General features: G+C 61.9%; 21 protein-coding genes. 2 read left to right on the forward strand and 19 right to left on the reverse strand.

The annotated features are described in order from the left end of the window. Window position 1: 1 nt before the first annotated feature. The 19 genes from guaA to HY795_18105 all read right to left on the reverse strand — a co-directional run bounded on the left by guaA (window position 2) and on the right by HY795_18105 (window position 18,426). Window positions 2-1,555, reverse strand: a complete 1,554-nt coding sequence (guaA, locus tag HY795_18015; GenBank protein ID MBI4807115.1) for a glutamine-hydrolyzing GMP synthase — start codon at window positions 1,553-1,555, stop codon at window positions 2-4. Then, window positions 1,556-3,016 (reverse strand): IMP dehydrogenase, encoded by a 1,461-nt coding sequence (guaB, locus tag HY795_18020; GenBank protein MBI4807116.1) that lies wholly within the window; start codon window positions 3,014-3,016, stop codon window positions 1,556-1,558. Window positions 3,017-3,034: 18 nt separating this feature from the next. Then, window positions 3,035-3,742, reverse strand: a complete 708-nt coding sequence (locus HY795_18025) for an ABC transporter ATP-binding protein (GenBank protein MBI4807117.1) — start codon at window positions 3,740-3,742, stop codon at window positions 3,035-3,037. Continuing rightward, a complete protein-coding gene (locus tag HY795_18030; GenBank protein MBI4807118.1) occupies window positions 3,735-4,520 on the reverse strand; it encodes an ABC transporter ATP-binding protein in 786 nt (261 codons plus the stop codon). The genes HY795_18025 and HY795_18030 overlap by 8 nt, the downstream gene beginning before the upstream one ends. 2 nt (window positions 4,521-4,522) lie before the next feature. Beyond that, the gene (locus HY795_18035) at window positions 4,523-5,554 is read right to left on the reverse strand and encodes a branched-chain amino acid ABC transporter permease (GenBank protein MBI4807119.1); all 1,032 of its coding nucleotides are present in this window, start codon (window positions 5,552-5,554) and stop codon (window positions 4,523-4,525) included. Between the two features lie 10 nt (window positions 5,555-5,564). Further along, complete coding sequence (locus HY795_18040; GenBank protein ID MBI4807120.1) at window positions 5,565-6,452, reverse strand: branched-chain amino acid ABC transporter permease; 888 nt, start codon at window positions 6,450-6,452, stop codon at window positions 5,565-5,567. A gap of 174 nt (window positions 6,453-6,626) precedes the next feature. Next, window positions 6,627-7,787 (reverse strand): ABC transporter substrate-binding protein, encoded by a 1,161-nt coding sequence (locus HY795_18045; GenBank protein MBI4807121.1) that lies wholly within the window; start codon window positions 7,785-7,787, stop codon window positions 6,627-6,629. A gap of 347 nt (window positions 7,788-8,134) precedes the next feature. Then, on the reverse strand, window positions 8,135-8,725 hold the full coding sequence (locus tag HY795_18050) for a tetratricopeptide repeat protein (GenBank protein MBI4807122.1): 591 nt from the start codon (window positions 8,723-8,725) through the stop codon (window positions 8,135-8,137). Beyond that, a complete protein-coding gene (locus HY795_18055) occupies window positions 8,718-8,858 on the reverse strand; it encodes a CcmD family protein (protein ID MBI4807123.1) in 141 nt (46 codons plus the stop codon). Before HY795_18055 ends, HY795_18050 begins: the two co-directional genes overlap by 8 nt. 9 nt (window positions 8,859-8,867) lie before the next feature. Then, complete coding sequence (gene ccsA / locus HY795_18060; protein ID MBI4807124.1) at window positions 8,868-9,530, reverse strand: cytochrome c biogenesis protein CcsA; 663 nt, start codon at window positions 9,528-9,530, stop codon at window positions 8,868-8,870. Between the two features lies 1 nt (window position 9,531). Further along, window positions 9,532-10,203, reverse strand: a complete 672-nt coding sequence (locus HY795_18065) for a heme exporter protein CcmB (protein ID MBI4807125.1) — start codon at window positions 10,201-10,203, stop codon at window positions 9,532-9,534. Continuing rightward, window positions 10,197-10,856: an ABC transporter ATP-binding protein gene (locus tag HY795_18070; GenBank protein MBI4807126.1), complete on the reverse strand. Its 660-nt coding sequence runs from the start codon at window positions 10,854-10,856 to the stop codon at window positions 10,197-10,199. Before HY795_18070 ends, HY795_18065 begins: the two co-directional genes overlap by 7 nt. A gap of 1 nt (window position 10,857) precedes the next feature. Next, complete coding sequence (locus HY795_18075) at window positions 10,858-12,744, reverse strand: heme lyase CcmF/NrfE family subunit (GenBank protein MBI4807127.1); 1,887 nt, start codon at window positions 12,742-12,744, stop codon at window positions 10,858-10,860. 37 nt (window positions 12,745-12,781) lie between these two features. Continuing rightward, a complete protein-coding gene (locus tag HY795_18080; GenBank protein ID MBI4807128.1) occupies window positions 12,782-13,207 on the reverse strand; it encodes a cytochrome c maturation protein CcmE in 426 nt (141 codons plus the stop codon). Further along, window positions 13,207-14,259, reverse strand: coding sequence for an HlyC/CorC family transporter (locus HY795_18085; protein ID MBI4807129.1), 1,053 nt, complete (start codon window positions 14,257-14,259; stop codon window positions 13,207-13,209). The genes HY795_18080 and HY795_18085 overlap by 1 nt, the downstream gene beginning before the upstream one ends. 111 nt (window positions 14,260-14,370) lie before the next feature. Continuing rightward, window positions 14,371-15,231, reverse strand: a complete 861-nt coding sequence (locus HY795_18090) for a substrate-binding domain-containing protein (GenBank protein MBI4807130.1) — start codon at window positions 15,229-15,231, stop codon at window positions 14,371-14,373. Then, the gene (locus HY795_18095) at window positions 15,228-16,385 is read right to left on the reverse strand and encodes a hypothetical protein (protein ID MBI4807131.1); all 1,158 of its coding nucleotides are present in this window, start codon (window positions 16,383-16,385) and stop codon (window positions 15,228-15,230) included. The genes HY795_18090 and HY795_18095 overlap by 4 nt, the downstream gene beginning before the upstream one ends. Before the next feature lie 57 nt (window positions 16,386-16,442). After that, window positions 16,443-17,099 (reverse strand): nicotinate (nicotinamide) nucleotide adenylyltransferase, encoded by a 657-nt coding sequence (nadD, locus tag HY795_18100; GenBank protein ID MBI4807132.1) that lies wholly within the window; start codon window positions 17,097-17,099, stop codon window positions 16,443-16,445. A 67-nt stretch (window positions 17,100-17,166) separates the two neighbouring features. Continuing rightward, on the reverse strand, window positions 17,167-18,426 hold the full coding sequence (locus tag HY795_18105; protein ID MBI4807133.1) for a glutamate-5-semialdehyde dehydrogenase: 1,260 nt from the start codon (window positions 18,424-18,426) through the stop codon (window positions 17,167-17,169). A 168-nt stretch (window positions 18,427-18,594) separates the two neighbouring features. On the opposite strand from HY795_18105, the gene HY795_18110 reads away from it, so the two are divergent. Continuing rightward, complete coding sequence (locus HY795_18110) at window positions 18,595-19,224, forward strand: hypothetical protein (protein ID MBI4807134.1); 630 nt, start codon at window positions 18,595-18,597, stop codon at window positions 19,222-19,224. Between the two features lie 22 nt (window positions 19,225-19,246). Further along, the gene (gene iorA, locus HY795_18115) at window positions 19,247-21,088 is read left to right on the forward strand and encodes an indolepyruvate ferredoxin oxidoreductase subunit alpha (protein MBI4807135.1); all 1,842 of its coding nucleotides are present in this window, start codon (window positions 19,247-19,249) and stop codon (window positions 21,086-21,088) included. Window position 21,089: the final 1 nt, after the last annotated feature.

Genomic DNA, 21,089 nt, shown 5'->3' on the forward strand with positions numbered 1-21,089 from the left:
TTTACTCCCACTCGATTGTCGCGGGCGGCTTGGAGGAAATGTCCAGAACCACCCGGTTGATTCCCTTTACTTCATTTATGATGCGGTTGGAAATACGGGCCAGTATGTCCGTTGGCACGCGCGACCAGTCCGCGGTCATGGCGTCCAGGGAATCCACGATGCGTAGCGCACACACGTTCTCGTAGGTGCGGTCGTCGCCCATGACCCCGACGGTTTTAAGCGGCAGGAGCACGGCGAAGCCCTGCCAGACCTTGCGGTACCAGTCAGCCGCCAGAAGCTCGCCCTGAACGATCTTGTCGGCCTTGCGAAGGATGTCCAGGCGCTCGCGGGTGATCTCGCCGATGATGCGGATGGCCAGGCCGGGTCCCGGGAAGGGATGGCGCCAGATGATGGATTCGGGCATGCCGAGCTCGTAGGCCACCTTGCGCACTTCGTCCTTGAAGAGTTCGCGCAGGGGTTCCACCAGCTTGAGGTCCATCTTCTCGGGCAGGCCGCCCACGTTGTGGTGGCTTTTTATCACCACGGACGGGCCGCCCTTGAAGGAGACGGATTCAATGACGTCCGGATACAGGGTGCCCTGGGCCAGCCACTTCACTCCGGGTATGGCCTTGGCCTCCTTCTCGAAGACCTCGATGAAGGTATGCCCGATGATCTTGCGCTTTTTCTCCGGATCCTGGACGCCTTCCAGCCGGTCCAGGAAGAGGTCCTGGGCCTTGACGTACTTGAGGTTCAGGTCGAAGTGCTCGCGCAGGTAGGCCACTACTTCCTCGCCCTCGTGCAGGCGCAGGACGCCGTTGTCCACGAAGATGCAGTGCAGGCGCTTGCCGATGGCCTTGTGCAGGAGCACGGCCACCACGGTGGAATCCACGCCGCCGGACAGGGCGCAGACCACCTGGTCGTCGCCCAGCTTTTCACGCAGGGCGGCCACCTCGGCCTCCACGAAGCTGGCCATGGTCCAGCCGGTCTTGACCTTGGCGATCTTGAACAGGAAGTTGCGAAGAATGGTCTCCCCGTCCTCGGTGTGGGCCACCTCGGGGTGGAACTGCAGGGCGAAGATGTTGCGGGAAACGTCCTGCATGGCGGCCACATCCACGCTCGAGGTGCGGGCTATGACGGTAAAGCCCTTGGGCATGGCCACCACATGGTCGCCGTGGGACATCCAGACCGTGTGCGGCCCGTCGCCCTCGACGCCTTCCCACAAGGGGCTCTTTCCGGAGAATGTCAGCTCGGCCCGGCCGTATTCGCGCTCCTTGGCGGCGGCCACTTCGCCCCCGTCCAGGGTGTTGGCCAGCAGCTGCATTCCGTAGCAGATGCCCAGCACCGGCACGCCAAGGCCCAGAACGGCCTTGTCCAGCTGCGGGGAATCCTCGTCGCGCACGCTCGCCGGGCCGCCGGAGAGGATGATGGCCTTGGGCGCCATGGCCTTCAGCTGGTCCGCGCTTATGGTGCAGGGATGGATTTCGGAAAATACGCCAGCCTCGCGCACGCGCCGCGCGATGAGCTGGGTGTACTGGGAGCCGTAGTCTAAAATGACGACAGTGTCGTTGTGCTGCATTTAGTAGCTCTCCACCCTGTAGTTGGGAGATTCCTTGGTGATGATCACGTCGTGGACGTGGGATTCGCGCAAGCCGGCCGGAGAGATGCGGGTGAACTGGGGTTTCTCCTGCAGGTCCTTGATGTTGGAGACGCCCACATAGCCCATACCGGAACGCAGGCCCCCGACCATCTGGTAGATGGACTCGGACACGATGCCCTTGAAAGGCACGCGGCCCACGATGCCCTCGGGAACCAGCTTGTTGGATTTGTTGTCCTGCGAGTAGCGGTCGGCGCTGCCCTCGCGCATGGCGTCGATGGAGCCCATGCCACGGTAGATCTTGTAGGTGCGGCCCTGGTAGAGGATGGTCTCGCCGGGGCTTTCCTCGGTTCCGGCGAACATTGAGCCCATCATCACGGTGTCGGCCCCGGCGGCGATGGCCTTGACCACGTCGCCCGAGAACTTGATGCCGCCGTCGGCAACGCAGCATTTGCCCGCCTCGCGGCAGGCCCGCACGGCCTCCATGATGGCCGTGATCTGCGGCACGCCAACACCGGCCACGATGCGGGTGGTGCAGATGGAGCCTGGCCCGATGCCCACTTTCACGGCGTCGGCGCCGGCCTTGATGAGCGCCTTGGCCCCTTCGTAGGTACCCACGTTGCCCGCGACAAGCTGGCATTTGGGGAACTGGGAGCGGATGGCTTCCACAGCGGTAAGTATGTTCTTGGTGTGGCCGTGGGCCGAGTCCAGAACGATGAAGTCGCATCCCGCATCCAGAAGGGCCTCGACACGCTCGTCCCGGTTGGCGCCAACGCCGACGGCCCCGCCCGCGCGCAATCGGCCCCAGGGGTCCTTGCAGGCGTTGGGGTACTTCTGGATCTTGTCGATGTCCTTTATGGTGATGAGGCCCTTCAGCTTCTTGTTCTCGTCCACCACCAGAAGCTTTTCGATGCGGTGCTCGTGCAGGTGTTCCTTGGCGATTTCCAGGGGAGTGCCCACCGGCACGGTGACCAGCTTCTTGCTGGTCATCACGTCGCGCACCTTGGTGTAGTCGTCATCCACGAAGCGCACGTCGCGGTTGGTGACGATGCCCACCAGGGCGTCGTTCTCCACCACCGGCAGGCCCGAGATGGAGAACTCGGCCATCACCTTGAGCGCGGCGGCCACGGTCATGTCCGGGTGCACAGTGACCGGGTCGATGATCATTCCCGACTCGCTCTTCTTGACCTTCTCCACCTCAAGTTTCTGCTGGGTGATGGACATGTTCTTGTGGATCACGCCGGCCCCGCCGTTGCGGGCCATGGAAATGGCCATGCGCGACTCGGTGACGGTATCCATGGCCGCGGACAAGAGCGGAATGTTCAGCCGGATTTCCGGGGTGAGCCATGTGGAAACGTCCACCTGATCGGGAAGGACCTCGGAATATGCGGGAATGAGCAAAACATCGTCGAAAGTGAGGCCCAAGCCAATTATCTTGTCCATACGCCCTCCCCAGGCGGATTAATCGAGTCCAAGGTAGGCTGAGCGCACCTTGGGGTTTTCAAGCAGGTCCTTGGCGGGCCCTTCGAGGGTGACCACGCCGGTTTCCAATACGTATCCCCGATGGGCGATGTGCAGGGCCATCTGCGCATTCTGCTCCACGAGCAGGATGGTGGTCCCTTCTTTGTTGATGCGCTGAATGATCTCGAAAATGTTCTCAACGACGATCGGCGCAAGCCCGAGGCTCGGCTCGTCGAGCAGCAACACCTTGGGTCTTGCCATGAGCGCGCGCCCTATTGCAAGCATCTGCTGCTCTCCGCCGGAAAGAGTTCCGCCGTGCTGCTTCATGCGCTCGCGCATCTTGGGGAAAAGCTCATAGACCTTTTCCTCGTCGGCCTTCACCCCGTCCTTGTCGTCGCGCAGATAGGCGCCCATCAAGAGGTTCTCGCGAACCGTCAGGCGCGGAAAAATCATGCGGCCCTCGGGAACCTGGGTGATGCCCTTGGACACTATTTTTTCCGTGGACATCTTGGTGATGTCTTCGCCCAGAAATTCAATTTTCCCCTGCTTGGGCTGGGTGACCCCGGAAATGCTCATGAGCGTGGTGGTCTTGCCCGCGCCGTTGGCCCCGATAAGGGTGACGATTTCGCCCTGGTCGACCTTCAAGGTCACTCCCTTGAGGGCATGAATGGAGCCGTAGTACGTCTGGATGTCCGTAAGGCTAAGCATGGGCCGCTCCCCTGCCCAGATAGGCCTCGATGACCTCCGGGTTCTCCCTGATCTCGCGCGGGCCGCCCTCGGCGATCTTGATCCCGTGGTCGAGCACCACCAGGTGTTCGCAGATGCTCATGACCAGCTTCATGTCGTGCTCGATGAGAACGACCGTTATGCCCTTCTTCATGATGGCGTGGATGAGATCCACCAAAGAGGCGGTCTCCTGCGGGTTCATGCCCGCCGCCGGTTCGTCCAGCAGCAAGAGCTTCGGTTCGCTGGCCAGGGCCCTGGCGATCTCCAGGCGGCGCTGGTCGCCGTAGGCAAGCGAGCTGGAGAGGTCCAGGGCCTTGTGCCCAAGGCCGACGAAATCGAGATATTCCATGCTCTGCTCAACCAGGAGCTTTTCCTCGGCCTTCTGGGCCTTGGTGCGCAGCACCGCTCCCCAGAACCCTTGCTGCGCCCGGCAATGGCGGCCGATGCGCACGTTGTCCAGCACGGGCAGGGACCCGAAAAGGCGGATGTTCTGGAAGGTGCGGGCCACCCCGAGCTGGGTCATCTGCTCGGGCCTGGAACCTCCCACATCCACGTGCGCGCCGTCCTTGTCGAAGAGGATGGCGCCTTCGCTGGGCTTGTAGATACCGGCGATGCAGTTGAACATGGTGGTCTTGCCGGCGCCGTTGGGGCCGATGAGCCCCAGGATGCGCCCCTTCTTCACCTCGAAGCTCACGTCGGCCAGGGCCAGAAGACCTCCGAAACGCTTGCTTACACCGTCTATCTTGAGAATTGTTTCCATGCCTAACCCGTCCGCTCTGCTTGCAGCCTGGCCTTAAGCTCCAGGATGAGCCTGCTCTTCTTGCTGGTGGCGGCAATCGTGGGGAAAAGCCCGCCCGGCTTGAAACGCATGATGAGTATCATAATGAGGCCGTAGGCCAGAAAGCGCGTCTCTGCCGGCAGCCCGAAGTTGGGCAGCACGACACGAAGCACCTCGCCAAGCGCGATAAGCACCACCGACCCGACGATAGCCCCGTTGATATTGCCAAGACCTCCCAGCACGATCATGCACAGCACCAGGAAGGACTCCCAGAACTTGAACACGTCCGGGGCCAGGAACATGGACCACTGGGCCATGAAGCAGCCCGCCGCGGCGCCCACTCCGGCGGAGAAGGCGAAAGCCACGGTCTTGAAGGTCATGAGGTTGACGCCGCAACTGGCCGCGGCCAGGGGATCTTCCTTGATGGCCAGCCAGGCCCGGCCAAGCCTGGAGTCCTCGATGCGGCACATGGCCACGTAGACTACGGCCATCATGAACAGGGCCAGGTAATAATACGGAACTTCGCTCAAGAAGTCGTAGCGCCAGTCGATGCCCAGCCACTCGAGGCTTACGGCAACCGGAGGAATGCCGGGCAGGCCCAGCGGGCCGCGAGTGAGCCAGATTTCGTTGGTGAGAAAGAGCACCACCAGTTCCGTGAAGCCAAAGGTCACGATGGCGAAGTAGTCGCCCGAAAGCCTGAGTGTGGGCGCCCCGCGCAAAACGCCGCACAACGCGCCCAGGGCCACGGCTCCGGGCACGATGACCCAGAAGCTCACGCCGTGGTTGAGCGACAGAATGCCCGCCGTGTACGCCCCTATGCCGTAGAAGCCCACATATCCCAGGTCCAAGAGGTCGCAGAATCCTGGCAGGACATTCAGGCCCATGGCCAACACGGCGTACACCATGACCAGCACGGCGACGTGCACCACGTACTCGCTGCTGATGACGGGCAGGAAAGGAAAGGCCAGGAGTAAAGCCAGTCCGAGGATTTTGAAGGCGGTGGAATTTTTTGACATGTCCGCCTCCCTAAGCCTTTTGACCCACGCTCTTGCCAAGCAGGCCAGAGGGACGCAGGAGAATGACCGCGATCATGACCGCGTACCCCAGGCCGTCACGGTACTGGGACGAAACATATCCCGCCCCAAGAGTTTCGGCCACACCAAGAACAACCCCGCCGAGCATGGCTCCGGGGACCGAGCCGATCCCGCCCAGCACGGCGGCGGCGAAGGCCTTGACACCAGCGTTGTAGCCCATGGTGGCGCTTATTGTGTTGTAGTACATGCCCACCAGGATGCCTGCCACGGCTCCCAGGCTCGAACCCAAGGCGAAGGTGAAGGATATGACCCGGTCGACATTGATTCCCATAAGCGCGGCGCTTACCGGGTTCTGGGCCAGGGCGCGCATGGCCGTGCCCACCTTGGTCTTATTGATGATGAGCGTCAGCCCCACCATCATGGCCGTGGTCACGGCGTAGATGAATAATTGCAGCCCCGAGACGTTCACCGAGCCCAGGGTGAACACCGTCTCGCCGAACACCTTGGGAACCGCCGCTCTCACGAAGGGAACCGGACGGGAACCCCAGATGATCATGGCGATGTTCTGCAGAAAGATGGACACGCCGATGGCCGTAATGAGCGCGGCCAGGCGAGGAGCCTTGCGAAGGGGCTTGTAGGCTATCCGGTCAATAAAGACGCCTATTGCCGCGCAACAGGCCATGGAAAGGGCTATGGCCGGAAAAAGCGGGATGCCCAAGGCTTGAATGAAGGTGATGCACAAAAAGGCCCCGAGCATGTAGATTTCGCCGTGGGCGAAGTTGATCAGCTCGATCACGCCGTAGACCATGGTGTATCCCACGGCAATAAGCGCGTAGATGAGCCCAAGGGTCAATCCATTAAATAGCTGTTGTTCGAACACGGCCTTCTCCGAACCGATGGTGTTGGCGCGGCGGGATCGGCCTCGCCATGCGGGTCGCGTCGCGGGCGGCTGCGCTTTAAGCGCCAGTACGTGCGCCCTAATACGTCTTGAGAGGAAACGAAACAGGCTGGACGGTCATCCAGCCTGTTTCAAATCATATATTGCCGGTGACGGCTATTTCGTCATCTGCTTTTCCGCGGGGACGAACTGGCCGCCTTTGACCATCTTCACATAAGCGGGCTTCTCGCAGTCGCCCTTGTCGTTGAAGTAAGTCAGGCCGGTAATGCCCTTGTACGCCTTGTCCTTGGTGTTGATGGCTGCCAGGTATTCCCGGACCTTGGCGCGATCCGGACCAACCTTGGAAATGGCTTCGATGACCATCCCGGCGGCGTCATACGCATTCGCGCTCATCCAGTCAACATCACGCTTGAACTTGGCCTTGTAGGCATCGATGAAGGCCTTGGCTTCGGGGCCGGCGGTTTCGGCCAGGAACGGGGTGGTCAGGTAGGTGTTGTCTCCAGCGGGACCGGCCAGCTTGATGTAGTCGGCGTTGTCCAAGCCGTCGGCGCCGAACTTGGGCACGTCCATGCCCAGCTTCTTGGCCTGGTCGGCGATGAGCGAGCCTTCGGCGTAGTAGCCGGCGATGAACAGCGCCTCGGGGGCCATGCCCTTGATCTTGGTCAGCTGGGGAGTGAAGTCGGTGGACTTCTCCTGGTAGGCTTCCTCGCCAACAATGGTAAGCCCATTAGCCTTGGCCTGCTTCAGGAAAGCGTCTTTCAAGCCGATGCCGTAGTCGGAGTTGGCAAAAAACACGGCAACCTTCTTAAGCCCCAGGGCCTTGGCCATGTAGTCGGCCAGGAAAACGCCCTGGAAGTCGTCGCGGTACACGTTGCGGAAGCTCCAGGTCTGGCCCTTGGCGTCCTTGCCCTTCTCGGAGATGTTCACGTTGGTGGCGGTGGGGGACAAAGCGGCCACGCCGGCACGCAGGTAGTTGGGCAGCGCCGCCAGGTGGGCACCGGAGCACAGATGGCCCACGATGGCCACGAGGTCCTTGTCGCCGGCGATCTTGGTGCCCACGGTGGCGGCTTCCTTGGGATCGCACTGCTCGTCGAAGTACACGGCTTCGATCTTCTTGCCGTTCACGCCGCCCTTGGCGTTGATCTCTTCGATCTTCATGGCCACACCGGCCTTGACGTTGTCGCCGTATCCGGCGGCGGGGCCGGTAAGAGGAGTGGGGACGGCGATTTTAATCACATCGGCCGCCAGGACCAGATTGCCTACAGCAAGGAAAGCGGCCATGGCGAGAGCCACGACCAGGCCATGTTTGAACTTCATGCCTGCCTAACCTCCGAGAAAAAGGGTTCATATGGCGCCCGGGCTGGGCGCATGCCTAGACTGTACTTTATCTCCAGGTTTTCACAGGTATGGAAAACCCGGCTTCGGGCCAAGCAAGAATCTATACTACGTGGCAAAAAATGCAACGCTTCCGTAACGTTCCGCTTTGCGAAACGGCACGGGGATTCTCCTTCGCAGAGGAGAATCCTCGGTTAGCAGCGCACAGCCGCATCACTATTAGACTTTTCCGGTCGGAATAGCGGATGAAGGCACGGGAGCGTTCGGTCCTCCGGGCAATTTCATCGCCCGATCGGACCGTCTCCAATAGCGGGGGACCAGGGCGGAAGCTACTGAGGCGACTCCAACTCCTGGCGGGCCTGTTCCTTGGTTTGCGCGTCGGCCTTGGGATTGGCCAAAACCGCTTCGAAGTACTTCCTGGCCTTGGCCGCGTCCTGAAGTCCATGCTTGTGGACGGCTCCCAGGTTGAACTGGGCGTGGAAGTTCGAGGCGTCCAGTTCGAGCAGGCGCTCGAATTTCTTGGCTGCCTCGGCGGGCCGTTCAAGCCTGAAGAGGGTGACGCCGTAGAGGTTCAGGATGTGGACCTCGTCCGGGGCCTTGGTGGAAGCCTTTTCCAGAATGGCCAGGGTCTTGTCCCACATTTCTGCCTCGGCGAAGGCCTCGGCCGCCTCTTCCATGGCCCCCACATCCTCGGGGTTGGCCTGAAGCTTGGCCATGGCGCCCATCACGGCGTTCATGGCGCCGCCACCGGGCATCCCGCCAGGCATGCCGGCCGGAGCCTGGCCGCGCGATTCCACGGCCGCGATGAGCGACGGATTGTCGGCCCTGTAGATGAAAGACCAGGCGAACATGGCGGCGACGGCCGCGAACATCATGACCAGAACGGGCTTGTTCACGCGGTACGGAGTATGGCTAGTCATCGTGGTGCAACGCCTCCAGCTGTTTCAGGCGGCGTTCGAGCCGTTTCTGGCAGGTGGCCACAAAAGCCAGGTAGCCGCACAGTCCCAGCCAAACCACAATGTTGGCCGCAAGCAGATAGCCTTGATTGCTCATATGTCAGTCCTACCTCGTCTGATGAAGAAATATGTTTCGAATGGCCGCCGACTGGCCGAGCTGCCTGGCGCGAAGAGACAGGAGGGCCGCCCAGAAGAGCCCCACCGCGGCGATGCTCACCAGCACGGCCGCGAGCATTTCCGGCTCAAGCCCGCCCCCCTGCGATCCGAAAACCGTGGGGTGGATGGAGCGCCATTTGCGGGCGGAATAAAACACGAGGGGCACGTCCAGAAAGGCGACCACGCCCAGGGCGGCGCGCACAACCGGGCCCCGCTCCCCGCCGACGCCGGACTGGCGCAGGATGAGATAGGCGGCGTAGACGAACCACATGATAAGCGTTGTGGTGAGTCTGGGGTCCCAGGTCCACCAGACGTTCCAGATGGGTTTGCCCCACAGCGACCCGGTGACCAGGGCCAGGCCGGAGAAAAGAACGCCCAGCTCGCACGCGGCGCCAGCCAGCCGGTCCCACCTGTTGTCCTTCTTGATGAGCACCATGAGCGAGGCCAGAAACACGGTGAAAAAGCTCATCATGGCCCACCAGGCCAAGGGCAGGTGAATGTAGAAGATCTTCTGCACCACGCCCATGGTTTCCTCCACGGGAGCGTGCATCCAGATGAACCATTGGGCAATCGTCAGGGCTGCGGCGGCCAAGGCCGCCAATACGGCTGTCATCCTATTCCTCGCCTGTGTAGATGAACGGAAAAAGAACCAGCGCCGCGGCACAGAACACGGCGGCGAAAGCCCCGGCCAGCCCGAGCCAGTCCAGCCCCGCGTCCGTGCCCAGTATCACTCCCTCCAGCAATCTGATTCCGGCAAGAAGCGCGGGAATGATCAGCGGGAAAAAGATGACCGTGAGCAGGGATTCGCGCGACGTCTTGCCCGAAGCCAAGGCGCCCATGAAGGAACCGAGCCCGGCAAGGCCAAGGTCAACCACCAGCACGGTGGCCCCCCCCAGGGCTGGGGAACCGGCCACACCCTGTCCCAAAAACGCCGCGACCGCCACGGCAAATACCAGCTGGCAGCACAGGATCAAAACCAGGCCAGCCATGGCCTTGCCCAGCCAGACGGCCTGGGGCGGCATGGGGGACATGGCCAGGCCAAGCCGCGCGCCATTGCCCTCTTCCAGGGCGTAGAGCCCGCTGAACACCAGCACCTGGGCGAAAAGCGTGGACAGCCAGAAGATGGCCGCCGCGGCCAGCGCGGGCACTTCTTCGCCAGGCCTTCTCGAAAGGCTGAAGACGAATATGACCAGGAGCCCCAACAGGGCCGTCTGGGCCAGGCCCTGGGCTCCGCGCAGACACAGGCGCAGATCCTTGGCCGCTATGCGCAGCGCTGGGCTCAGCATACAGACGCCCCGGACATCACGGATGCGTCGAATCCGGCAACCGGTCCCAGATAGCCAACGCGCCCCCGGTCCAGATGCAGGACGTCGTCGGCCTTGGGAAGGTCGCGCTCAAGGTGGTGGCTCACCCAGACAACGGCGCGTTCTCCCTGCCTGGCCCGGGCTATCTCCTGGTGGAGAACGGCCTTGGACGCCTCGTCCAGGCCTGTGTCCGGTTCGTCGAGAAAAAGAAGCTTGGGTGCGATGCAGAACACCCGGGCCAGATTCAGGCGCTGGGCCATTCCTCTGGAAAAATGCCCGGCCCGTTCCTGGGCGAATTTTTTAAGCCCCACCCGGTCCAGGGCCAGCTCCAGGGCGGAGTCGTCAAGGCCGAGTCCGTACAGTCCGGTCCAGAAGCGCAGGTTCTCCAGGGCCGTGGCCTCGCCGTAGAGAAAGGTCTGGTGCCCCAGGTAGGCCATCTCGCGCCTGTCCAGAGACGTCTCCACCTTTCCGGCGGAGGGTTTCGAGAGCCCGGCCATGACCCGAAGCAGGGTGGATTTCCCCGCTCCATTGGCCCCGACGACCATAAGAGCCCGGCCGGGAAGGACCTTTACGTCCAGCCCCTTGAAAACCAGGCGGTCGCCGTAGAACTTGGCCACAGCCGAGAGACTGAGCATCTCAGGGCTCTTGGCTCTGGGCGCGCCCCAGGCACAAAAAACCAGCCAGGCACATGAGCGTTCCGCCGATCCAGAACCAGTTCACCAGGGGGTTGATGCTCACCTTGATGCTGGCGCCCTTGTCCCCGGTATAGGCCAGGAGGGTGGCGTAGAGTTCCTCGCCAAACGATGGAATCACGGAGACTTCGGCAAAAGGCTGAGGGAAGTTCTTGTAGATGCGCCTCTCCGGAGTCAGCTCGCCCAGGGCTTTGCCGTCTTTGCTGACATCGATCTTGGCCCTGCCCCCGCCGTAACCGGGAGTGGAGAATTCCTCCAGGTCCACGTAGGTCAGCTTGTATTCACCCAGTTCCACGGACTGGCCGGGAGAGACGATAGCTTCCTTGGACTGCTGGTAGGGGCCGGAGAAGGCAACGCCCAACAGCACCAGGGCCAGGCCGGCGTGCAGCATCCAGGCCCCGAGCCCGCCTTTCAGGTTTCGGGCGGCCCTGGAGGTGGCAAGCAGCATGGCCAGGCTCACCAGCGCGGACACGGCCGAGGCCATGCCGACCAGCGGAACAGGCTTGCGGTACCCCATGGTGAAAAACGCGGCAGCCGAGGCGAGCATGGCCACCAGGGCAACCATGGCCCAACGGGGTTCGCGCAGGCCGTCCTTCCAGCTGAGCCACGGGCAGAACGCCAGAATGACGCCCACCACAACGAAGAGCGGGTTGCACACCCTGTTGTAGAAGTTGGCGTCCAGGCCCACGGGGTTGGCGCTCCACAGCTTGGAGATCACCGGCCACAGGGTCCCAAGGAACACCACCCCGGCGCAGGCCATGAGCAGCCAGGCCAGGGCCACCAGCATGCCCGGAAGGGAAACCAGCCCGGACATGGGTTTAGAGGCGGTAGCTGGCTTTCCGGTGAAGCCGACGACGAGTGTCACCGCCAAGCCAACGAGAATAAACGTCAGGAGCGGCCGCCCCACCCCGCCCTCGCCGAAGGCGTGCAGGGATTCGATCACGTTGCTGCGCACCAGATAGGTGGCGAAGAAGCAGAGCAGCATGGTCAGGGCCATGAGGATCACGTTGGTGCGCTTAAGCGCCCCCCGGCGCGATTCCACCACCGCCGTGTGTATGAAGGCCGTGGCCGAGAACCAGGGGATGAGCGAGGCGTTCTCCACCGGGTCCCAGGCCCAATAGCCGCCCCACCCCAGCTCCATGTAGGCCCACCAGCAGCCCAGGACGATGCCTGCCGTGAGCATTATCCAGGAAACGATGGTTATGCCACGGGTGTTGGCAAGCCAGGAGGTCTTCTCACCGGTAATCCAAGAGGACAAGGCCAGGCAGCCGGGCACGGCGAATCCCGCATAGCCGAGAAACAAGAGCGGCGGATGAAATATCATCCCGGGGTTCTGCAGAAGCGGATTGAGCCCCTTGCCGTCCATGGGCGCGGGCATGAGCTTCAAGAACGGGTTGCTCGGCCCCGTGAGCAGAAGAAGAAAAAAGGCCTCCACAGCCAGGAAGAACATCCAGAAATGCACCTTGGTTTCAGGCGCGAGCCGTCCGTAGCCCCGGGTCATGGAGAAGGCCAGGCCGAAAAGCGCGGTCATCCAGGCCCAGAAAAGCAGAGAACCGGCCTGCCCGGCCCAGAACGCCGTAAGTGCGTAGAAGAGCGGCAGAACGCGGTCGGAATAACTGTAGACGTATTCGTAGGAGAAATCACGCTTGTACAGGGCGATGAAGAGCACCACGGACACGGCCGTCAGAACCGAGAAAAGCACGCTCTGCCCGGCCTCGAGCCAGGAGGCCTTCCCGGGATCTTTGTTGAACAGCTGCCATGCAGCGAGCCCTGCCAAGGCCAACGCACCGATAAGAGACAACAAAAGCGCCCAATGGGCGGCAAAATGCATACGATTCCCCCTTAGGGCGTAGGCCCCGGCGGCTTTCTCAGCCCCGGGTCTCTTTGCGGTTTTCTTTCTGGTATTTGGACGGACACTTGGTCATGAGCGTGGTGGCCCCGAAGACTCCCTTGCCAGGGGTCATCCCCCCCTCCACTATGACCTCGACACCAGGCTTGAAGGTATCGGGAACGGCCCCCTTGTACTCCACGAGGAGCGTCTTGGCCTTGTCGTCCTTGTCAAGGAGGGTGAAACTCACGCCAAGCCCTCCGGGGGCGGTGGTCAATCCTTCCTCGGCCACGGTGCCGAAAAGCCTTGCCTGCCCGAGCTTCTCGGGGGTGACGGCCAGGGCCTCGCTCACATTGAGAAAATAGACCGAACCTTCATCCAGCCCGGAGTAGATGAGCCAGCCGAGACCTCCGAGAAAAAGAAACGCCGCGGCCGCGTACACGCCTGTCTTGCTGTTTCCCGCCATCAATTCCCCCCACCCGGTGTCTGGTCACGAAGAAGCTGTTCCCGGCGCACCCTGGCCAGCTCTCTCATATCCGCGACCTCATCGGTCTCGTCAACGATTTCCTTGCCAAGGATTTCCTCCAGGACGTCCTCGAGCGTGATCACGCCACACACCCCGCCGTATTCGTCCAGAACCACGAACAGGTGCATCTTGGACTCGATAAAGCGAATGAGAACCTTATCCAAGGACATGGTGTCCAAAACGAACTGCACCGGCTTCATTATCTGGGAAAGCTTGAGCCCATGCTGGTCATTGGCCAGGGCCTCAAAAACCTGACGCCTGAAGGCGATGCCGACAACGTTCTCCGGGTCGTCCGCTTCGTAGACCGGAACGCGGCTGTGGGGCCAGAGTGGATTCTCCTCCCTGGCCCGGGCCACCGTCGTATCCGCTGAAAGCGAGAACACCACCGTGCGCGGGGTCATTATCTGGCGAACCTGCTTGGTGTCCAGAGCAAGTATGTTGGTGATGGACATCTCTTCCAGGGCGTTAATCTTGCCGGCACGGCTGGTGAGCCTGACCATGGCCCGGATGTCGTCTTCCGATGCGTCCGGTCCCTTGGATTTGGGTTTGACCAGGTTCACCAGGAAGCCGCTGGCCCAAATCACCGGGGTGAGCACCGTCACCATGAACTTCAGAGGGCCGGCCAGAACGGGACTGAGCCTTCTCGCATAGGCAACGCCCATGGTCTTCGGAAGAATCTCCCCGAAAACGAGAATGAACACCGAAAACAACGCCGTGAAATAGATGAGCTGTTCGTCGCCCAGCACCCCGACGGCCAGTGCGCCCGCCACGGCTGACCCGGCGGCACAGGCCATGGTGTTCACCGTGAGGATGGCAGTGATGGGTTTTTCTATGTTCATGCGCATCTGGTACATGATCTCGCCCGAGCGTTTCCCCTCGGCGCGCATGCGTTCTATCCAGCTCCAGCGGAGCGAATAGAGCACCGCTTCGCTCAGGGAGCAAAACGAGGTCAGAACCAGGGCAAAGGCGATGGCCAGGAGGAGCTCAAGCATGTGGGGATGAAGAACGGGGCTTCACTGGTCGAGGCTGGAACACGGGTATCGTCCGTCGCTTTTCAGGTTTCAGTGTATTTTAAGCCTTTCTGGGACATTGTAAAGGCTAAGCTACCATCCCAGAGCGATTCTATCCGGCTCGCCCACGGGCAACACCGTCTCCCAGGCGGGCTTCGCGGCCAAGGGCAGATAGCCCGTAGCTTCAAGCAAGGCCTGTCCCTGGGGGCCAGCCATGTACCGCATGAACGCGGCGGCCAGGGGCGACGGGTCCGTGCCCATGGCCGCGTACATCAATCTGTATACCCTGTAGCGTCCGGCCTTGAAGGCCTCCAAGTCCGGCGCGACACCCTCCAGGGCCACCGGCTTGAGCGTGGCGTCCAGGTCGCGCATGCTGATGAACCCGAGGGTCTCCTTGTTTCTTCCAAGGGTGAACCGCATGGCGGGCTGGCTGGACACGCTGACATTGCCGGGCTTGGTGTCGGGTTTTCCCTCGATCTCGGAAGCTTCGATGTAAATCGGCATGACGGGATACGAGCCGCCACCCACGGATTCCCACGTCCTTATCTTGGCGCTGAAGAGCAGGCGGAGCTGATCAATCGAGAGAGGACCGACGGTGTTGACCGGATTGACCACAACGACCACCGGATCCACTCCGTAGGCAACGAAAGAGAGGCTTGCCCCCTGCTGCTGGTGTGCCTCAGGCGGATTGCGGTCATACAGGCAGATATCCGCCTGGCGGAAGCGGACGCGCCTTAGCCCCATGCCTGGCCCGGTCAAGGTGAAGGTTATCTTCACAGACGGATTCTGGGCCATAATCTTCTCGGCAGCCTCGCGCGCCGCGATGAGACCCACGTCGCTCCCTGTTATCCTCAACTCCCCGGACAAGCCCGCGAACGGATTCTCTACCGGGACGGCCAAGGCCTGCGCGAAAGAAACGAGCACCAAAAGCAAAGCCGTAACAAGCGACCTCATTGGGCATCCCCCGCGACCGGAGCCTTGACCACCTGCGGCAGGAAGAACCGCTCGGCGACCTGCTCCACCACCACGTCAGGCTTCTCGGACTCGATGAGTTCCTTGTCGAACAGGCCCTGTTTCCCGCCAAGCCCGGGCCTCATCCATACATAGACGGAACGGCTGAAGTGCTCGCCCAGAAATCCCAGGATGTCCCAGAAATACGAATCGTGGAAAAAAACCGCCTTGGGCAGCCCCGGGACGTCGCCTCGCAAGGAGGCCTGGGCCGGCTGCGTATAGCCAGGCTTGAAAATCCCCGTGCTCACGCCCCTGGCGGACAGAGGTTTCTTGGGCAGCATGAATACCTTGTGTTCGGTGACCAATTCCTCAAGCCCCACCATGTAGGACAAGTCCCCGCCCAGAAAGGTGTAGTCCTGGGGATAAAACTCGTCGGCGCTCATGGGCTTTAATTTCGGGAAATCCCTGCCCAGGCGCTCGATCACCGCCTGGTAGCTCGGGAAGGCGCCCCGGGCGTTCCAATGGCTGTCCGTTGCGTAGAACACCTGCGCGGTCTTCTTGGCTTCCTGAAGCACCAGGCGTAGGTCCAGCACATTGAGGTCCGTCTTGGCTTCAAGAAAAGCCATGACCTGCTCCATGCGCGAAGACTGGCCCACCTGCTTGAATTCATCGGGCAGGTATTCCGGGTACAGGGTGTTCTTGTTGGGAGCTATGACCACCAGATACTTGATGCCCCGCTCGGCAAGCCAGGCCTTGCGCTCCTCGTAGATGGAGGCCAGATGCTTCAGTTGTGGCTCTGTGAGCGGCTTTACGGCGCGGTGTTCTTCCAGAACGTCTATGGTCCGGTCCTTGGCCAGGTAAAGCCACCCCTCCTTGCCGACAACAACCGGCGAATTCCCGGATATGGAGCCGAACAGGGTGGCTGAAGAGTAATTGTACCAGCGGATGAGAAGCCCGCGTAAGGGAAAGTTCTTGTCCAGCCAGCCCGAAGCCATGCTCTTTCCCATGGCTTTGAACACATCAAAATTCCATGCGAAATCAGGAAATGGAGAATTGGTGGCTTCCGCGAGTTTCCCCTGGGGGGCCAGGTTCAAGACCTGAGCGGTCAAGGGGATGCAGAGGACCAGGCAAAAAAAGACCGAGCAGCAGGCTGCCACGAGCCTCCGGCCCGAAAAGACATGATTCACGCTATAACCTTTTCCATAGGGCCAAACTCAAGACCATATCTTGAGGATCTGGTCCCTCTGGCGGTTGAGTTGCTCCTCGACTGTGCGAGGGATGAGAAAACGCAGGTTCGCCCCGCGCCGGAAACGCTCTCTTACAAAGGAGGCGCTGATGTCAAGGCGTGGAATGTCAACGAGTTCGATGCGTTTGCCGGAGTCCATGCGCCACCGGCCCGGACCGTCCGGTTCGCAACGGATCTCCGGCCTGGCCGCGAGATAGGCTTCCACCTCCGCCCTTCCCAGATGATCCCGGGTGGCCACGGCCAGATTTGCCAGGCTGCCGAGTTCCGTGCCGTGCCTCCACGAGTGCAGGTTTAATAGGTCGCTCGCCCCCATGATGAAATGGATGTCGTCTTCGGGATTTCTGACTGCGAGCTCTGTCAAGGTATCCCAGGTGTAGGACGGACCGGGACGCTCGGCCTCCATGAGATTGACGCGCAAGCTTTCCATGCCTTGAATGGCCAAGGAAAGAAGCTCGGCCCGAAGCTCGAAGGGCAGCATGCCCCCGTCGGATTTATGGGGAGGCCTGGCTGCCGGAATGAGTTCGACCCGGTCCAGGTTCAAGGCCTCGGCCATTTCCACGGCAAGACGGACATGAGCCACATGCACCGGGTTGAACGAGCCGCCCAGAATGCCCAGGCGCGACATCGGTATTACCTCCCGCCCGCACTCAGGCCCAAAGGGATCAGGCCCGCAATGAGAACCTCGCCGGTCACTACCCCCTCACCTGCCCCTGCCCGAACACAACGAATTTCAGGCTGGTGAGTTCCTTGACCCCCATGGGGCCATACGCGTGCAGCTTGGAGGTGCTGATGCCGATCTCGGCGCCAAGACCCAGTTCACCGCCGTCGTTGAAGCGGGTCGCGCAGTTGATGCCCACCATGGAGGCGTCCGCCTCGCGCAAAAAGCGCATGGCCCGGTCGTGGTTGGCCGTGAGAATGCATTCTGTATGGTTGGAGCCGTAGGCCGCGATATGCTCCAGAGCGGCGTCCATGTTCTCGACAACGCGCACGGCCAGAACGTAGTCCAGGAATTCATAGCCCCAGTCGGCCTCGGTGGCGGGTTTGGCCGTGGGACCGAGCAGAGGAAGAGACGCGGGGCAAGCCCTGAACTCAACGCCGCGCTTGCCAAGGGACTCGGCCAGCCTGGGGAGCAGGACGGACGCGGCGGCGCGGCTGACCAGCAGGCATTCCAAGGCGTTGCACACGCCGGGGCGCTGGCACTTGGAATTGTCCACGATGGTCACCGCCCCTTCCAGGTCGGCATCCTCATCCACATAGATATGGCAGACGCCCTTGTAGTGTTTGAGAACCGGCATGGTGGCCGCTTCGACCACCGAGCGGATGAGTCCTTCGCCGCCACGGGGGATCATGACGTCGATATACTCGTCCAGCTTGCACAGAGCCGGCACGGCGGCGCGGTCGGTGGTGTCCACCAGGCGCACGGCTCCGCCGGGCAGCCCGGCCTCTTCCAGGGCCTGGCTCAAAAGGGCCGCCAGGGCCATATTGGAATGAAACGCCTCGGACCCGCCGCGCAGGACTACGGCATTGCCCGCCTTCAGGCACAGGATGGCCGAATCCACGGTGACGTTGGGCCGCGACTCGTAGATCATGCACACCACGCCAAGGGGAATGCGCATTTTCCCGACCATGAGCCCGTTGGGCCGCTGCCACATGGTTTCTATTGCCCCGACCGGATCGGGCATGGCCGCAACGTCCAGGCAGGCCTTGGCCATTGACGCCAGGACCTTTGGCGACAGGCGAAGACGATCAAGCTTGGCTGAATCCATGCCGGCAGATTCTGCCTTGGCAATGTCTTTCGCGTTGGCTTCGGCGATGAAATCCGCACGCGACTCCAACAGACCGGCCAGGATTGTCAAAGCCTTGTCCTTGGCCGCACCAGGGGCCTTGGCCATAAAACGGGACGCGTTCTTGGCTTGGCCTGCCAGCGCCTTCATCTGATCATGAATGCTCATGGGTCCTCCGATGGGGTGAAGGCCACAGATAGCCTTGGCCCCGCACCCTCGTCAACGAGAGCCTTTTGACAGTCAGGGGGCTTTAGGTATAGATGAAACGCCTTTCGGCCCTCCACCGCGTAAGCGGCGGTTTTTTTTAAATCCTCAATACTAGAGATACGGCACCACATGGCAGACATTACTTTCGACCGTCCCGAGCAGATGACCCCCCTGGCGCGTTTTGTGTCCCAATACTGGCGTACCGCCGTCGTTGCGGTGATCGCGGCCGTGTTGGCCGTGGGAGCCTACGTCTGGTACGACCAGAGCGCCAAACAGGCCAAGATCAAGGCCGAGAACGAGCTGGGAGCCATCATCTCCACCCAGACCGGCCCCGAACGCCTGGCTGCCCTGGAAGCATACTTCAAGAACGCCCCGGCCTCCACCAAGGGAGCGGCGCTTCTGGAAATCGCCCGCACCGCCCAGGAGCAGAGCGCTTTTGACAAGGCAGCCGACGCCTGGAACCAGCTTTCCATCACCGGTCCCGACGGCATCCGCGAACTGGCTGTCATGGGCCGCGCCACCGCCGTGGCCCTCGGCGGAGACAAGGCTCAGTCCGTGAAGATTCTTTCCGACTTTCTGCCCAAGGCTCCCAAGGGATTCCAGCCCGTGGTCGCCCGCCAGCTCGCGGTGGTGGCCGAGGAAGCCCAGGCCTGGGGCGAAGCCCTGGCCGCTTACGAGCGGATGAAGGACCTGGGCGCCGGAGGCAACAAGGCCTTCTACGAGGCCAAGATCGACGAAATCAAAGCCAAAATGAAATAACCGTCTCAAAGGATCAGCATCCATGCCAAGCCCCCTGTTGGCCGATACCCCGGGCGAGTCTTTGCTGCTGCTTGGGAACGAGGCCATTGTCCGAGGCGCCCTCGAGGGCGGCGTCGGGTTTGTGAGTTGCTACCCCGGGACTCCCTCCTCCGAAGTGCCTGACACGTTCTTCAGGCTCTCACGCGAGGGCGAGTACCGCTTCGAGTATTCCACCAACGAGAAGGTCGCCTTGGAAGTGGGGGCCGGCGCGGCCCTGGCGGGAACGCCCACCCTGGTGACCATGAAGCACGTGGGCGTGAACGTGGCGGCCGACCCCTTGCTCACCCTCTCCTACATCACCGCGCCCGGCGGACTGGTTCTTCTCTCCGCGGACGACCCCGGATGCCATTCCAGCCAGAACGAGCAGGACAACCGTTATTACGCCCGCCTGGCCGGACTGCCCTGCTTCGAGCCGGCCACCGCCCAGGAATGCAAGGACATGACCCGCGACGCCCTGCACCTGGCGGCCCGCACCGGACAGCCGGTGCTTTTGCGCACCACCACCAGGGTCAACCACGTGCGCGGGCCGGTGACACTCGGCAACCTGCCCAAGGAAAAGTCCTTCAAGCCTTTCGCGCGCAATTTGCAGCAGTTCGTGCCCATTCCGGCACATTCCAGGGTGCAGCACCGCCAGCTGCTGGATCGTCTGAGCGCAATCCGCCAGGAAGCAGAACAGTCTCCCTGGAACAAGGTGAGCGGCCAGGGGACCCTGGGCGTCATCGCATCGGGAATCTGCCGCTGTTACTTGTCGGACGCCCTGCTGGAAGAGGGAATGGAAGGCTCCGTGAAAGTGCTGGAGCTTGGTTTCAGCTACCCCATGCCCGACGGCCTGATTCTGAACTTCGCCAAGGGGCTCTCCAAAATACTGATCCTGGAAGAGCTCGAGCCTTTGGTCGAGAACCACATCCGGGCGCTTCTCCAGCGCGAGGGCGTAAGCCTGGAAGTGATCGGCAAGAGCGAGAACCTGCCTGCCTGGGGCGAATACTCCACGGACATGGTCCGCCATGCGCTGCGCCTGGCCTGCGGCCGCCAAGGCCGCACCGCTGACCACTGCGCGCCCATGCAGGGCCTGGCCATGCGCCCGCCCAACCTCTGCTCCGGCTGCTCGCACCGGGCCTCCTACTTCACTGTGCGCGAAGTCTTCGGGGACGACGCCTTCTACTCCTCAGACATCGGCTGCTATACTCTGGGGCTTTTGCCTCCCTTGTCCGCCGCCGATTTCCTCTTGTGCATGGGGTCGAGCATTTCCACTGGTTCCGGCTTCGCCACGGCCAGCGGAAAGACCACCATCGGCTTCATCGGCGACTCCACGTTCTTCCACTCCGGGATCACAGGGCTCATAAACGCGGTCTACAACGACCACGACATCCTGGTGATCATCCTGGACAACCGCACCACGGCCATGACCGGCCACCAGCCCCACCCGGGCGTGGACCACACGGCCATCGGCCCCAATGAGCGCCCCATCGAGATCGAGCCCCTGGTTGCGGCCTGCGGCGTAAAGAGCGTGGTGACCTTGAGTTCGTTCAACCACAAGGCCGCCAAAAAGGCCCTGGAAGACATGAAGGCCAAGAAAGGCCCCCGGGTCATCATCTTCCGCGATCCGTGCGTCATCCACGAGCGGCGGACCAGCGGCAAGGGCAAACCCCAGACGGCCACCGTTGCCGCACAAAGCGAAGGATGCCTGAACGTGCTGAACACTTTGGCCTGTCCGGCCTTCCTCAAAGAGGGCGGCGCCGTGCGCGTGGACGAAGCTATGTGCTCGGGATGCATGTTCTGCCTCCAACTGGACAAGTCCTTCAAGGCAAAGAAAAGGGGCGCTTAAG

This window comes from Desulfovibrio sp. (assembly GCA_016208105.1).
In the GTDB taxonomy this organism is placed as follows: domain Bacteria; phylum Desulfobacterota; class Desulfovibrionia; order Desulfovibrionales; family Desulfovibrionaceae; genus Fundidesulfovibrio.